The organism is Bacillus sp. ISL-41 (assembly GCF_018613235.1).
Lineage (GTDB): Bacteria > Bacillota > Bacilli > Bacillales > Cytobacillaceae > Mesobacillus.
Window position 1 is genome coordinate 57848 of record NZ_JAGGQP010000019.1, and the last position, 14749, is coordinate 72596.

Consider the following 14749-nt stretch of genomic DNA (forward strand, 5'->3'; position numbering starts at 1 on the left):
GAGGTGAGAGAATGGCGAAAATTATTCAACTCGACGATGCTTTATCAAATAAGATTGCTGCTGGTGAGGTAGTTGAAAGGCCGGCATCGGTTGTTAAGGAATTATTGGAGAATGCAATTGATGCCAACAGTACCGTGATTGAGATTGATCTCGAGGAAGCAGGACTGGCCAGGATCAGGATTACAGATAATGGTGACGGCATAGAAGAGGATGATGTTCTTGTCGCCTTCCAGCGGCATGCCACGAGCAAGATCAAGAATGAAAACGACTTGTTCCGGATCAGGACTCTCGGGTTCCGGGGCGAAGCGCTGCCGAGTATCGCCTCTGTCTCAAGGCTTGAAATGAAAACATCTACCGGTATCGAAGGCAATAAAGTGGTCATCGAAGGCGGCAAGGTCGAATCAGTAGAGAAAGCCGACAGCCGCAAAGGAACGGATATCAGTATTTCAGACCTGTTTTTTAATACTCCTGCACGCCTTAAATATATGAAGACGATCCATACCGAACTTGGCAATATTACAGATGTCGTCAACCGACTCGCGCTGGCAAACCCACATATCTCCTTCAGGCTGGTCCATAATGGGCGGCAGCTTTTGAAGACGACAGGAAATGGGGACGTTCGCCAGGTACTGGCTGCCATTTACGGTATTAATATGGTCAAAGCTATGATTCCAATCTCTGGAGAGTCTTTGGATTATAAAATTAGCGGCTATATTTCAATGCCGGAAATCACCAGGGCATCAAGAAATTATATTTCGACGATGATTAATGGCCGTTTTATCAAAAATTATGCTCTTGTTAAAGCAATACAGGAAGGCTACCATACACTGCTCCCGATTGGCAGGTATCCAGTTGTCCTGTTGAATATTGAAATGGACCCGCTTTTGATTGATGTGAACGTCCATCCATCCAAGATGGAAGTGCGATTGAGCAAGGAGCAGGAGTTGAATGAGCTTGTCTCGAGCGTCATAAAGAACGCTTTTAAAACGAAGGAATTAATACCGGCTGGAATGGTTACCCAGAAGCAGGAGAAACCTAAGTCAGAACAAACATTCATGGACCTGGACCATTTGCCTAAAGCTGAAGAGACGGCTTCATTGAGTCAGTCAACCATTGAGCGCAGGCCATTTGTGGAGGAGAAAGCTGTTGAGCTGACCAAAAGCTATAAAGCTGCTGAAGTGCAAAATGCTTCACAGCAGGAAGCTCCTGACTGGAGAAACGCCTTGGTTGCTCAAGAGAATCCAGTACTTTCATTTGCTTCACCTGATGAAAACGAACTTGTTCAAGTAGAGGGAATGACAGATCCGGCTACCTCAACAGCAGCTTCCGAACAGCGTGCTGAAGTCCAGGCGTCCCGTGTCCCTCCTCTTTATCCAATTGGGCAAATGCACGGTACTTATATTCTCGCCCAGAACGACCGCGGATTATATATAATTGACCAGCATGCTGCGCAGGAGAGAATCAAGTATGAGTATTTCAGGGACAAGGTAGGCGAAGTAGCGACTGAACTTCAAGAAATGCTCATGCCTATAACACTTGAATATTCAGGCGATGAGTGCATAAAAATCAATGAGCATCAACATGAGCTGGAAAAAGTGGGAGTCTTCCTTGAGCCCTTCGGCTACAACAGCTTCATCGTCCGCTCACACCCGCAGTGGTTCCCTCACGGAGAGGAAAAAGAGCTGATTGAAGACATGATTGAACAACTCTTGATGATGAAAAAAGTGGATATTAAAAAACTTAGAGAAGAAGCAGCCATCATGATGAGCTGCAAGGCATCCATCAAAGCAAATCATCACCTGCGCAATGACGAGATCCAGGCATTGCTGGATGAATTGCGGCGTTCGTCCGATCCGTTCACATGTCCTCATGGCCGGCCAATCATCGTTCATTACTCCACATATGAAATGGAGAAAATGTTCAAAAGGGTAATGTAAGTCAGAAGAAACAGTGTTCCAATTAGGAGCACTGTTTTATTTGTCTTCATAGAAAAATTTGTGTTAGATGGATAAAAATTCTTTAATTTAGATTTATAATGGTGTAAAATTACACTAATAGGAAAAATGTAATAATTCTGATGAAATCATTAAATGGTTTATGGGCTCTTATAATATATAAAGGGGGCGATATATTGTTCGTTTTCTCATTGGTATTTTCCATAGTACCTGTAGTTGTATTGATATTTATTGTAGCTTTTGCAATGAAAAATAAAGAGCAAGGGGGAGAGAAAGTGGTCAGACATTTATATACCTATCTCGTATTGTTTGCTACATTGATGATGGTCATTGGCGGAGGGGTTTCGATCTTCATGGCGACAGCGGATCTTGTCAGCCCAACTGGATACTATCAAAGTTTTACAGAATATAAGCAAAATATGACCATTGGCAAAAATGAAATTTCCAAAACAGAACTGACTGAGGAAGAACTTCGCAGCAATTATGATTTGTATGTAACAGAAGAAAAGGCGAGGCAAAAAGACAGGGCAGTCAATCAAATTATCAAAAGCCTGGGCTTTATCGTCATTCCTTTGCCGGTTTTCCTGTATTTTAATAGACTGAGGAAACAATATAAAGAGTGAATAAGAAGGCACTGTTCATCTGAGCAGTGCCTGTTTAAATTAGATTAGAGGAAAATATCCCATAAAACACGAATACTTTATGAATGAAGAAAGGAAGTGAATTTGAATGTTTAAACGACCAAAGTTGGAAAAATTCCCTGTCTATACAAGGAATTATATTAAACTGGTTCCAGAAGGAGACATTGTCGATATTCTTACTGAACAGCTGGATACTACATATAATCTATTATCCCAAGTAACCGAAGCTCAGGCCGGCTACCGCTATGAGGAAGGAAAATGGTCTTTGTCCGAAGTGCTTGGACACCTGACAGATACAGAAAGAATAATGGCCTACAGAATCCTTCGTATTGCGAGAGGAGACCAGAACCCTCTCATGGGATTCGATGAGAATGAATTTGTAAAGAAAGCTTTCTTTTACGGTCGCCCTATGGCCGATCTTCTTGAAGATTATAAGAATGTTAGAACAGCAACGACTAGTTTGTTAAAAGGCCTGCCACAGCACTCGTTAGAATACTGGAGCAATGCGAATGGATTCGACGTTTCGGTGGAAACAGTCGCATATATGATCGCTGGTCATGAACGTCATCATCTGAAAATAATTGAAGAGAAGTATCTATAGAACAGCAGGATTCGTTTGCCTGAAGGAGTTGGGAAACTCAAAAGGTCATATAAAGATTCTCTGAGCCCAAAAAGCTGGTGATTAAAAGAATGCTTGAAAAAAAAACGAAAAGATCGCGATATCTATTCGCGATCTTTTCGTCATTTATATTTATTTAACAGCGGGCTGCAGTTTATGGATGTACTGCAACGCTTTACCTGTACCGATTGCAACGGATTCAAGCGGGTTTGGAGCGATGTGTACTGGAACGACCATTTCGCTTCCAAGCCAATCCTGTATTCCGTTCAGCAACGCGCCGCCGCCTGAAAGGATCACGCCGCGATCGACAATATCACCGCTGAGTTCAGCAGGGCAGTCTTCAAGTGTAGCGCGGATTGCTTCCATGATATGAAGCAAGGATTCTTTCAGGGTGTCCCTGATTTCATAAGAGTTTAGGGTAACGGTCTTTGGCAGGCCAGTTACTAAGTCACGTCCGCGTATGTCCATTTCCATCATTTCGTGGTCAATAAGCGCATAACCAATCTCCATCTTGATTTTTTCAGCTGTTCTCTCACCAATAAGGACATTGTATTCTTTTCGTACATATTGAACGATGTCTTCGTCCAATCTGTCGCCAGCGATGCGGATGGAATGGCAGGCAACGACCCCGCCGTATGAAATGATTGCGACTTCAGTTGTGCCGCCGCCAATATCAACGACTACGTTCGCTACCGGTTCATCTACAGGCAGACCTGCGCCAATTGCAGCAGCAACGGGTTCCTCGATAAGATGAACCTTCTTTGCTCCAGCATTTCTGACTGCATCCTGGATCGCACGTCGTTCAACACTTGTTGAACCAGAAGGTGTGCAGACGACAACATCCGGTTTACGGAGAGCAAATCCTCCCGTTTTTGAAGCTTTCCTCATGATTTGTTTCAGCATTTCAGTTGTCACGTCAAAATCAGCAATGACTCCATCTTTTAACGGGCGGATTGCTACGATCTTTCCAGGAGTCTTTCCGATCATTTCCTTCGCTTCCTTGCCGACAGCAAGAACATTCTTTGTCTCTGTATCAATCGCCACTACTGAAGGTTCATTCAAAGCGACTCCTTTATTTTTACTATATACAAGTGTGTTGGCTGTACCTAAATCAATTCCTATTTCTGTAGTTGATAACATAGTGTGTTCACCCAGTTCCCTAAAAATTATTAACCATCATAGACTTCTATTAAACTATCATGAATGTGGGGGTGAAAGGTTGTTTGTTACTAAAACGTTATCTAACTGTAAAAGTTGAGGAAAATTTTTTCAAAAGATGATATAAGAGAATAACATTTGTAAAATACGGGTATAATGCATAGATGTTCAACTGCTTTCTATTTAATGGTAAGATAAATTATGATGTCAGATATGAAATGACTGACACCCTCTATGAAAAGGCAGTGTGAAATTTTTTGGAACAAAAACAGAAATTGATTGTGTTAATTGGGCCGACTGCAGTTGGCAAAACGAAGCTGAGCATTGAGCTTGCGAAAAAGTTCAACGGTGAAATCATTAGCGGTGATTCTATGCAAATTTACAAAGGGATGGATATCGGAACCGCGAAAATCACCCAGGAAGAGATGGAGGGGATTCCCCACCATTTAATTGATATCAAGGAACCTGACGAAAGCTTCTCAACCGCTGAATTCCAGGAGCTTGTCCGCATGAAAATCGATGAAATCAGCTCTCGAGGGAAGATGCCGATGATTGTCGGCGGTACAGGATTATACATCCAGTCAGTGATCTTTGATTATCAATTCACGGATGCACCCTCAGACCCCTCTTTCAGGCGCAGTTTAGAGCAAGCGGCAGATGAAAACGGTCAGGAATTTTTACATGGAAAATTGAAGGATGCGGACCCTGAAAGTGCATCACGTATACATCCTAATAATGTCCGGCGTGTCATCAGGGCGCTGGAGATCATCCACTGCACAGGCAAAACTGCTGGAGAGCTGCAGGAGAACCAATCACCGGAACTTTTGTATGATACAGCACTAATCGGTCTGACAATGGACAGGGAGATGCTATACAATAGAATCAATTACCGTGTCGACCTAATGATGAAGCAGGGGCTCCTTGATGAGGTCCAATACTTTTATGAAAAGGGCTTAAGGGACTGCCAGTCCATCCAGGCGATTGGATACAAAGAGCTTTATGACTACTTTGATGGCAAGGTTCCCCTGGAGCTGGCAATCGAGAATTTAAAACAAAATTCCCGCCGATATGCAAAAAGGCAGCTAACATGGTTTCGAAACAAGATGAATGTGGAATGGTTTGATATGTCAGAGTCTAAAGACGCTGAAAAAAAATTCGCTGAAATTTCCAAGTTCATTGAAGGAAAGCTCGAGATAAAAGCGAATACATAATAATAGAGATAAAAGAGGAGGATCCGCCCATGAAACAAGTGAACATTCAGGACCAGTATTTAAACCAGCTCCGCAAGGACAATATCAATGTGACCGTCTTCTTATTGAACGGATTTCAATTGAGAGGCCAGATTAAAGGTTTTGATAACTTTACCGTGCTTTTCGAATCAGAAGGAAAGCAGCAGCTTGTCTATAAGCACGCCATCTCAACATTCGCACCGCAAAAGAATGTCCAGATTGATTTCGATGCTCAGGCTTAATTAAATAACGAGTAAGAAAACCCGCCATCGTGCGGGTTTTTTCTGCTTATAGAGATATTTCCTAGAATCCAATGGAAAGGTACACTTATGAGAGGAAATCCAACTGCATAAGGTCACCATTCGGCACAAAAGGTACCCTTATGAGCGCAAATCCAGCTGCATAAGGTCACCATTCGGGGCTAAAGGTACCCTTATGAGAGGAAATCCAGCTGCATAAGGTCACCATTCGGGTTTAAAGGTACCCTTATGAGAGCGAATCCAGCTGCATAAGGGTACCGATTCATTCAAAATTTGTCTTAACTAATTTCCCTCCAGCCTCCTTATGGTTCTCCTTCCTAACTTTTGCTCCTTTTACGCGATAATTGTTTATTTTTAAAAATGAATTTCCTCCTTCTTGAATACATATAAATATAGAAGTTTATTTCTTGGGAAACCGCACATTATGACAAACGGCATAAAAATACTGCCGGAGCTTGACGGAACATATCGAAGGGGGAAGTATTCCCATAAGGATAGAAGTTTGCAAGAATCCAATGAACATGATGATATTTAGGCGGATATCACAAATACAGCTTAGATGCGTATACTGTTTCCAGAATGAGAGGTGAAATCTTTGGACCAACCGCTTCGAAAGAAAAACAACGGTCAAATCAGCATTGTTTTGAATGCGCAGCAAAGGAAGACATTGACAAAGGAATTGCCTGAGTCGCAGCTGGTTCCAAAGTCAATCCCGCAGGAGCATGCAGCCTTAAAGGAAATTGAGGAAGAGCTCGGGGCACTTGTTGGCATGGAAGAAATGAAAAGGATGATCAAAGAAATTTATGCCTGGATCTATGTGAACAAGAAACGGGAAGAGATGGGCCTGAAAGCTGGAAAACAGGCTCTTCACATGATGTTCAAGGGAAATCCGGGAACGGGAAAGACAACGGTCGCCAGGATAATCGGAAAGCTTTTCCTTAAGATGAATGTCCTTTCGAAAGGGCATTTGATCGAAGCAGAGAGAGCTGACCTTGTCGGTGAGTATATCGGGCATACCGCGCAAAAAACGCGCGATTTAATAAAAAAAGCAATGGGAGGCATCCTGTTCATTGATGAAGCCTACTCCCTGGGCAGAGGTGGGGAAAAGGATTTCGGCAAGGAAGCGATTGATACACTTGTTAAACACATGGAGGATAAACAGCATGAATTCATCTTGATCCTTGCCGGATATTCGAGAGAAATGGAATTTTTCCTGACTCTAAACCCTGGACTTCATTCAAGGTTCCCTCTCGTGATTGATTTTCCCGACTATTCTATAGACCAGCTTATGGATATAGGCCAGCGTATGCTGAAGGAAAGGGAATATAGTTTGAGTCACGAGGCAGAACGGAAATTGCGGGAGCATCTTGTAAATGTAAAATCAACACTTGGGGCGGCGGCATTTTCGAATGGTCGCTATGTTCGGAACGTGATTGAAAAATCAATCCGGGCACAGGCGATGCGGCTGTTAATGCAGAATCAGTATGACCGACATGAACTAATGACACTACGGAGCAATGACCTTGTTTTTACAGATGATAACAGGGGGAAATAATGTCAGCATCTTTGTTGACATTATTTTTTCAGTTTGATAATATACCCCTATAGGTATATAAAAAGTAGGTATTGGGGGATTTTAAAATGAACGAAATTACAGTTTACACAACAAATACTTGTCCTTACTGCACGATGCTGAAAAATTTCCTGGATGATAAAGGCTTAGCTTACAAAGAAGTGAACGTGCAGCAAGACCCAATCGCGGCACAAAGATTGGTCAACGCAACAGGCCAAATGGGTGTGCCACAGTCAAATGTAAACGGGAAATGGGTATTAGGCTTCGACCCTAATTCAATCATGTCATTCTTAAAATAGTTACAGAGGATTCCAGTTTTACTGGGATCCTTATTTATTTTTAAGGAGTAAACGATTGCCGTATGATTTTAAGTTTAAAGGAATTAAATAAAGGGTAAAGATGGGGGTTTCCTTAAAGTTTTTTGGGGAAACTAATTTTCATCGTAAAAATGAAGAGCTTAACTATTACATAGAGAAAAAAAGGAGCTATCAATTATGGGGTATGAGTATAACTATGATATTGCAGGTTATGATTTTGGCTGGGATGTAAAATCCGGAAAATTTACGTTCGAGGGTCAGGACGCAGTGCTTTTCTGGATTTCTTCAGCAATGAAAACCTTTTTTGATACTATTGAAGAGATTTCTGGAGAAGAGGCATCCAACCTGGTTTTTGAAACAACTGGTTTTCGCCAGGGCCTTGTGGTTGGCCAATTTTTTGAAAAGATGAAAGAAGTCAGCGTATCTGAAGCTGCTGACATGATCACAAATACATATGCAACCGCCGGATGGGGGTTGACAATTATCAAGGATTTGGACTTTGAAACGAAAACATTCACAGTCTTTATGAAGGACAGCTGGGAGCATAAAGTGAATGTTGCCCAGGGAAAGAAAGTGGGAGGAAGTTTCCTGCCCGCACATTACGCTGGAGTTTTTTCTGGACTGTTCGGAAGAAATATCTGGTATAAAATCAAGCAGCATCAGTTAGAAGGGCATGAATACAGTGTGATTGAGTACTTCCCTTCAGATGTCACAATCGCTGATAATATCCATCAGCTGGCACGAAAGAAAGAATCCGAACAAATCAGGCAACTCGAAGGCCTTGTTGAAGAGAAAACAGCCGAATTAAAGGAGCTGGTCAATAAGCTATCCTCTCCAATCATCCCGGTTCTTGAGGGTGTCGTTGTCGTTCCCTTGATCGGAAAATATGAAGAAGACAGGGCAGATCAGCTGATTGTAAACACCCTGAATCGACTTCCATCCTATAAATCAAGCTATCTCGTCCTGGATTTGACGGGCATGGATCAAGAAATCGGACCACATGCAGTCAGTCTTATTGAGAAAATTGGGTCTGCAGCTAGGCTTATTGGTACGAAAACAATTCTTGTCGGGATTTCATCGACACTTGGGATTGAAATAACCCAGTCCAACATCAATCTATCGAAATTTGATTGCTTCCAGACACTGCAGCATGGCATCCACTACGCTATCGGGCAGATGGGAAGGAAGATTATATAATTAGACAAAAAGCAGAGCTGATTCAACAGGAATCAGCTCTGCTTTCTAGTGTACTCCCAGTTTACGGACTGGCAAATGCCATTTGTAGGTGTATGACAACACGCGGAGTGCTGTAATGACTGCAAAAAGTCCATAGAGTTCGACAGCTTTATCAGCCATTCCGAGGCCGATGACAAGTCCGGCAAGAACAGCCCAGACTGCATATATTTCCGCCTTCAATACTAATGGTTTTCTGCCGGCGAGCAGATCACGGATGATTCCGCCGCCGCTTCCTGTCAACACAGCAGCTACAATGACGGCGCTTAAAGGATGGCCCATATTGGAAGCGTAGATCGCGCCCTGGATTGCAAAGGCTGCAAGCCCGATGGCATCGAAAAAGTTTCCCCATCTCTGCCAGTGTTTTAATAGATTGCTGGGAAATAAAAACACGATGGTGATTGACAACAAGGCCAAATTGAAAAATAACCCCTGTTCCCAAAGTGCTGATACTGGTACCCCGATTAGCAGGTTACGGATTGCACCGCCGCCAAATGCTGTGACGATTCCTAATATATAAACTCCGAAGATATCATATTCTTCTTCCATTGCGATGATTGCACCGCTGATCGCGAATGCTACTGTTCCAATCATGCTGAGTACTTCCCATGTCATCATGTTTTTCTCCTCTTGTTAAAATAATGCCTGAATACTAAAATAGTTAAATGAAAACATATTGATTTTAACATGTTTATTCCAATTTACAACCACTTTTACACCTGCTTTCAAAATTTTTGTTTGCGGCATTATTTTGGTATGATGTCTTTAGCTATATATATGGAAAGAAGGGTGTTATTTGGAACAGGAAAACGTATTTGAAAAAGTGATTCTTGTTGGCTGTCAGACGACTGAAGAAGAAGATCTTCGTTTTCAATATTCAATGGAGGAACTTGAATCACTTACGGAAACGGCAAAGGGAAATGTCCTGATGCAGGTTGTCCAAAAGCGGCCAAAGGTCCATCCTGCTACATACATTGGCAAAGGGAAGGTGGAAGAGCTCCAGGCACTTGAGGAGGAGCTCGAGCCAGATTTAATTATTTTTAATGATGAACTGTCGCCAAGCCAGAACCGCAATCTTTCAGCCGGCTTAAAGGCAAGAGTCATCGACCGTACACAGCTGATCCTGGATATTTTCGCTCAAAGGGCCCGCTCGAAAGAAGGGAAACTCCAGGTCGAGCTTGCTCAGCTTCAGTATCTTCTGCCGCGTCTTGGCGGAAAAGGGATTGAAATGTCACGTCTTGGTGCGGGAATCGGGACGAGGGGACCTGGTGAAACAAAGCTGGAGTCAGACCGCCGGCACATCCGCAAACGTATCGACGATATTAAAACGCAATTGTCAGTCATCGTTCAGCACCGTGACCGCTACCGGGAGCGCCGGAAGAAGAACAAAACGTTCCAGATTGCTTTGGTCGGGTATACGAATGCAGGAAAATCGACGCTTTTTAACCGGTTGACAGAAGCAGAGTCGTTTGAAGAAAATCAATTATTCGCTACCCTGGATCCAATGACAAGGAAAGCGATTTTACCAAGCGGCTTTACGGCTCTCCTGACAGATACGGTCGGATTCATCCAGGACTTGCCGACCACCTTGATTGCAGCTTTCCGTTCAACTCTGGAAGAAGTACGTGAAGCTGATTTGCTTCTGCATGTAGTGGATATGTCCAATGAGGATTATTTTTCACACGAACAGACAGTCAATAAATTGCTGAAGGACCTTGAAGTCCACCAAATCCCGCAGATTACCGTCTATAACAAGCGGGATATCGCCCACCAGGATTTTGTGCCAAATGCACAAAATGAAACGGCGTTCATAAGTGCGTTCAGTGAGGAAGACCGCAGGAATCTCCTAGTGAAAATTGAACAGTCCATCATCGGATTGATGGAACCAATCCATGTCCTTGTGCCTTCAGATGAAGGAAAACTGCTGGCACAGCTGAAAAATGAGACCATTCTTCGTGAGCTTGCTTTTGATGAAGATAAACAAGGCTATGTCTGCAAGGGCTACTCTTTGGCAGACCATCAGATTACCGGCCAGCTGAAACGGTTCTCGGTATAAATAGATTTTGTATAAAGCTCTTTTCTCAAACTTTGCTGCTATTGACCACTAAATAGGATTGAATGCCTGTGTTTGTTTACAAAATTATAGCTACTTATGAGAAAAGAGCTTGCACACATAATATTGAACTACAAAATGGCTTTTTATTACGTTAAAATCGGTTTTAAGATTTTAACAACTATTTTTACGAAAACAGCCTTATATATAGATAGGAGAGCAACATGTTTAAACAACTAAAAAACGGGCAGATGCTGCAGCCGCTTGTCAGCGAAATTGAACAGCAAATTGCACATGTGCACAAGAAAATAGATGAACGGATTGATTCTAACCAATTCAGGGTATTGCAGAGTTTCCAGAAGCATCGGGTGAGTGATTCCCATTTCATCCCGACCACCGGTTACGGCTATGATGATGCCGGCAGGGAAACCCTCGAAAAGATTTACGCAGAGGTTTTTGGTGCAGAAGCCGGACTGGTCCGCCCGCAAATCATCTCTGGAACTCATGCGATTTCGATATCGCTATTTGGGATCCTTCGTCCAGGCGATGAGCTGTTATACATCACTGGAAAACCTTATGACACTCTTGAAGAGATTGTCGGGATACGCGGTACCGGAAACGGATCATTGAAGGAATTTGGAATTTACTATAATACTGTGGATCTTACAGATAAAGGAGAGATTGATTGGGCTGCCGTCGAAAAAGCGATTAAACCTGAAACAAAAATGATCGGTATCCAGCGATCCAAAGGGTATGCGACAAGACCGTCCTTCACTATTGAGCAAATTGGTGAAATGGTGAGGTTTGTAAAGGAAATCAAATCCGATGTCGTAGTATTTGTTGACAACTGTTATGGGGAGTTTGTTGAGGAGCTTGAACCATGCCATGTCGGCGCAGATCTGATGGCTGGTTCTTTGATTAAAAATCCTGGCGGTGGTATTGCCAAGACAGGCGGATACATAGTAGGCAAGGAAGAGTTTGTCGAGGCATGTTCTTACCGGATGACATCCCCGGGAATTGGGGCAGAGGCCGGTGCTTCTTTATACTCTTTACAAGAAATGTACCAGGGATTCTTTATGGCACCGCATATTGTCGCACAAGCCTTGAAGGGTGCTGTATTCACAGCCGCAATGCTGGAACGTGTAGGTATGAATTCCTCTCCTAAATGGAATGCGGAACGGACCGATCTAATCCAGGCAGTCCAATTCGATGACCGCGATAAGATGGTTGCATTTTGCCAGGCGATTCAGTATGCATCCCCAATCAATTCTCATGTAACCGCACATCCTGCTTATATGCCGGGATATGAGGATGATGTGATTATGGCAGCTGGTACATTCATCCAGGGAGCGAGTATTGAATTAACAGCTGATGGACCGATCAGACCGCCATATGTCGCGTATGTGCAAGGTGGCTTAACCTATTCCCATGTTAAGATGGCCGTTTGTATTGCAATCGATTCTTTAATCGAAAAAGGTTTAATTCTTATAAAATAGGTAAATATACAACAGGACGCTTTCTAAATAAGTCCTGTTCTTTTTTTATGATTTTTCATGTCAGATAATCTAACATATGTTTGACAACATACCTTACATTGAATATAATGAGAGTATCTTAAAAGGAAGGAGGAGAAATCATCATGGGCGGAAGTGAAATTCGCCGGAATATGCCGCTCTTTAGCATTGGGATTGTCATGCAGCTGACAGATTTGACTGCTAGGCAAATCCGCTACTATGAAGAGCATGAATTGATTTCTCCGGCAAGAACAGAGGGCAATAAACGACTCTTTTCCTTAAACGATATTGACAAGCTCCTCGAGATCAAAGATTTGATTGACCAGGGAGTCAACATGGCAGGCATCAAGCAAATATTTAATGTTAAACAACAGACAGCTATTAATGCTGCTGAGAAAAAACAAGCTGAAAAAACGAGACGGGAGCTATCTGATGCCGATCTGCGGAAATTGCTTCGCAAAGAACTGCAGCAGGCAGGACGCTTTAACCGATCTGGCAATCATGGAGACATGTCGAGATTTTTTCATTAGTTATCCAAATTATCTATCATTTAAATTCTAGGAGGAACTTTTAACAATGGCTAAGACGTTTACAAGAGAAGACATTATTCGCTTATCAAAAGAAGAAAATGTAAAATTCATTCGTTTACAGTTCACTGATATTTTAGGAACGATCAAGAACGTTGAAATCCCGATCAGCCAGCTTGAAAAAGCACTTGATAACAAAATGATGTTCGACGGATCATCCATTGAAGGCTTCGTTCGTATTGAAGAATCTGACATGTACCTGATCCCAGATTTGGATACATGGGTAATCTTCCCTTGGACAGCTGAAAAAGGTAAGGTTGCGCGTTTGATCTGTGATATCAAAAATGCTGATGGCACACCATTTGCGGGCGACCCGCGCGGTAACCTCAAGCGCATTCTGAAGGAAATGGAAGAGCTTGGCTTCACAAACTTCAATCTTGGACCAGAACCTGAATTCTTCCTGTTCAAGCTGGATGTCAATGGCGAGCCTACACTTGAATTGAATGACAATGGTGGTTACTTCGACCTTGCACCAACCGATCTTGGCGAAAACTGCCGCCGCGATATCGTTCTTGAGCTTGAAGAAATGGGCTTCGAGATTGAAGCATCTCACCATGAGGTTGCTCCAGGACAGCACGAAATCGACTTCAAATATGCAGATGCTTTGACAGCTTGTGACCAGATCCAGACTTTCAAGCTTGTTGTTAAAACAATTGCCCGTAAACATGGTCTGCACGCAACATTCATGCCGAAACCATTGTTTGGAGTGAACGGATCCGGAATGCACTGCAACATGTCATTGTTCCGTAACGGCGAAAACTCATTCTATGACCCATCCGATAAAAAACTCGAGCTAAGCGAAACTGCGTACCAGTTCATTGCTGGAACATTGAAGCACGCTTCTGGATTTACAGCAGTAACCAACCCGACTGTAAACTCATATAAGCGTCTGGTACCTGGTTATGAAGCACCTTGCTACGTTGCATGGTCTGCTAAAAACCGTTCACCATTGATCCGTATCCCTGCATCACGCGGCTTGAGTACACGTGTTGAAGTCCGCAGCGTCGATCCTGCAGCTAACCCGTACCTTGCAATGGCAGTTTTACTTGCGGCAGGCCTTGACGGAATCAAGAACAAAATGACTCCTCCTGCATCAGTAGACCGTAACATCTACGTGATGAACAAAGAAGAGCGTGTAGAAGAAGGAATCGATGATCTGCCGCCAACATTGGCAGCTGCTCTCGACCAGCTGAAGAAGAACGAAGTAATCAGCTCAGCACTTGGCGACCACATTCTCGAACACTTCATCGAAGCAAAAGAGATCGAATGGGATATGTTTAGAACTCAGGTCCACCCATGGGAGCGCGAACAGTATATGAGCATGTATTAATAGAACAAAATGGCCTTCTGACTCTGTCAGGAGGCCATTTTTTTATCCGAAAAAAGTGACATAAGCAGGAGCAAGCGCGCCTTTTAAGGTGAAAAGAGCCTTAGTAATATCACTATGAATTCACTCGAAATCAATAGGACTTTCCCAATAATCATTCCAAAATTCTGCACAATCACTTCTATTGCCATTTATAACTAGATTTTCTTCAGTAAAAATTAAAATTTTCAGAAAAATAATTGACTTTTTCCTATATACACGTTATCTTTGTTTTAAAATATAT

At 42.8% G+C, this 14749-nt stretch carries 14 protein-coding genes; 12 read left to right on the plus strand and 2 right to left on the minus strand.

Translation table 11 applies throughout. From position 1 onward, the window contains the following. Positions 1 to 11: 11 nt before the first annotated feature. The 3 genes from mutL (at position 12) to J7I80_RS08950 (ending at position 3197) form a co-directional block, all read left to right on the plus strand. Positions 12 to 1937 carry a DNA mismatch repair endonuclease MutL gene (gene mutL / locus J7I80_RS08940; protein ID WP_214737686.1) on the plus strand — a complete coding sequence of 642 codons (1926 nt, stop codon included), beginning with the start codon at positions 12 to 14 and terminating at the stop codon, positions 1935 to 1937. Between the two features lie 293 nt (positions 1938 to 2230). Then, positions 2231 to 2578, plus strand: a complete 348-nt coding sequence (locus J7I80_RS08945; protein WP_251027674.1) for a hypothetical protein — start codon at positions 2231 to 2233, stop codon at positions 2576 to 2578. A 106-nt stretch (positions 2579 to 2684) separates the two neighbouring features. After that, the gene (locus tag J7I80_RS08950) at positions 2685 to 3197 is read left to right on the plus strand and encodes a DinB family protein (RefSeq protein ID WP_214737690.1); all 513 of its coding nucleotides are present in this window, start codon (positions 2685 to 2687) and stop codon (positions 3195 to 3197) included. Between the two features lie 150 nt (positions 3198 to 3347). Here the strand turns inward: J7I80_RS08950 and mreBH are convergent, their stop codons facing one another. After that, complete coding sequence (gene mreBH, locus J7I80_RS08955) at positions 3348 to 4355, minus strand: rod-share determining protein MreBH (protein ID WP_214737692.1); 1008 nt, start codon at positions 4353 to 4355, stop codon at positions 3348 to 3350. A 275-nt stretch (positions 4356 to 4630) separates the two neighbouring features. Between mreBH and miaA the strand changes: the two genes are divergently transcribed. The 5 genes from miaA to J7I80_RS08980 all read left to right on the plus strand — a co-directional run bounded on the left by miaA (position 4631) and on the right by J7I80_RS08980 (position 8949). Continuing rightward, positions 4631 to 5584 carry a tRNA (adenosine(37)-N6)-dimethylallyltransferase MiaA gene (miaA, locus tag J7I80_RS08960; RefSeq protein WP_214737694.1) on the plus strand — a complete coding sequence of 318 codons (954 nt, stop codon included), beginning with the start codon at positions 4631 to 4633 and terminating at the stop codon, positions 5582 to 5584. A gap of 29 nt (positions 5585 to 5613) precedes the next feature. After that, positions 5614 to 5844, plus strand: a complete 231-nt coding sequence (hfq, locus tag J7I80_RS08965; RefSeq protein WP_192473326.1) for an RNA chaperone Hfq — start codon at positions 5614 to 5616, stop codon at positions 5842 to 5844. Between the two features lie 613 nt (positions 5845 to 6457). Continuing rightward, on the plus strand, positions 6458 to 7417 hold the full coding sequence (gene spoVK / locus J7I80_RS08970; RefSeq protein WP_192473325.1) for a stage V sporulation protein K: 960 nt from the start codon (positions 6458 to 6460) through the stop codon (positions 7415 to 7417). A gap of 86 nt (positions 7418 to 7503) precedes the next feature. After that, positions 7504 to 7734: a glutaredoxin family protein gene (locus J7I80_RS08975; protein WP_214737696.1), complete on the plus strand. Its 231-nt coding sequence runs from the start codon at positions 7504 to 7506 to the stop codon at positions 7732 to 7734. 195 nt (positions 7735 to 7929) lie between these two features. Further along, on the plus strand, positions 7930 to 8949 hold the full coding sequence (locus J7I80_RS08980; protein ID WP_214737698.1) for an STAS domain-containing protein: 1020 nt from the start codon (positions 7930 to 7932) through the stop codon (positions 8947 to 8949). 45 nt (positions 8950 to 8994) lie between these two features. Here the strand turns inward: J7I80_RS08980 and J7I80_RS08985 are convergent, their stop codons facing one another. Continuing rightward, positions 8995 to 9600 carry a trimeric intracellular cation channel family protein gene (locus tag J7I80_RS08985; RefSeq protein WP_192473344.1) on the minus strand — a complete coding sequence of 202 codons (606 nt, stop codon included), beginning with the start codon at positions 9598 to 9600 and terminating at the stop codon, positions 8995 to 8997. 181 nt (positions 9601 to 9781) lie between these two features. Here J7I80_RS08985 and hflX point away from each other — a divergent pair, with 181 nt between their 5' ends. From hflX to glnA, 4 genes are all read left to right on the plus strand, one after another. Further along, positions 9782 to 11041: a GTPase HflX gene (gene hflX / locus J7I80_RS08990; RefSeq protein ID WP_214737700.1), complete on the plus strand. Its 1260-nt coding sequence runs from the start codon at positions 9782 to 9784 to the stop codon at positions 11039 to 11041. A 221-nt stretch (positions 11042 to 11262) separates the two neighbouring features. Further along, the gene (locus J7I80_RS08995; RefSeq protein ID WP_214737702.1) at positions 11263 to 12534 is read left to right on the plus strand and encodes a methionine gamma-lyase family protein; all 1272 of its coding nucleotides are present in this window, start codon (positions 11263 to 11265) and stop codon (positions 12532 to 12534) included. A gap of 143 nt (positions 12535 to 12677) precedes the next feature. Next, the gene (locus tag J7I80_RS09000) at positions 12678 to 13082 is read left to right on the plus strand and encodes a MerR family transcriptional regulator (RefSeq protein WP_214737704.1); all 405 of its coding nucleotides are present in this window, start codon (positions 12678 to 12680) and stop codon (positions 13080 to 13082) included. 46 nt (positions 13083 to 13128) lie between these two features. After that, a complete protein-coding gene (gene glnA / locus J7I80_RS09005) occupies positions 13129 to 14469 on the plus strand; it encodes a type I glutamate--ammonia ligase (RefSeq protein ID WP_214737706.1) in 1341 nt (446 codons plus the stop codon). Positions 14470 to 14749: the final 280 nt, after the last annotated feature.

Coding starts and splice junctions, on each gene's coding strand:
- J7I80_RS08985 (WP_192473344.1), bottom strand. CDS start 9,600: ATGACATGGGAAGTACTCAGCATGATTGGAACAGTAGCATTCGCGATC.
- J7I80_RS08980 (WP_214737698.1), top strand. CDS start 7,930: ATGGGGTATGAGTATAACTATGATATTGCAGGTTATGATTTTGGCTGG.
- glnA (WP_214737706.1), top strand. CDS start 13,129: ATGGCTAAGACGTTTACAAGAGAAGACATTATTCGCTTATCAAAAGAA.
- mreBH (WP_214737692.1), bottom strand. CDS start 4,355: ATGTTATCAACTACAGAAATAGGAATTGATTTAGGTACAGCCAACACA.
- J7I80_RS08950 (WP_214737690.1), top strand. CDS start 2,685: ATGTTTAAACGACCAAAGTTGGAAAAATTCCCTGTCTATACAAGGAAT.
- mutL (WP_214737686.1), top strand. CDS start 12: ATGGCGAAAATTATTCAACTCGACGATGCTTTATCAAATAAGATTGCT.
- J7I80_RS08995 (WP_214737702.1), top strand. CDS start 11,263: ATGTTTAAACAACTAAAAAACGGGCAGATGCTGCAGCCGCTTGTCAGC.
- J7I80_RS09000 (WP_214737704.1), top strand. CDS start 12,678: ATGGGCGGAAGTGAAATTCGCCGGAATATGCCGCTCTTTAGCATTGGG.
- J7I80_RS08975 (WP_214737696.1), top strand. CDS start 7,504: ATGAACGAAATTACAGTTTACACAACAAATACTTGTCCTTACTGCACG.
- hfq (WP_192473326.1), top strand. CDS start 5,614: ATGAAACAAGTGAACATTCAGGACCAGTATTTAAACCAGCTCCGCAAG.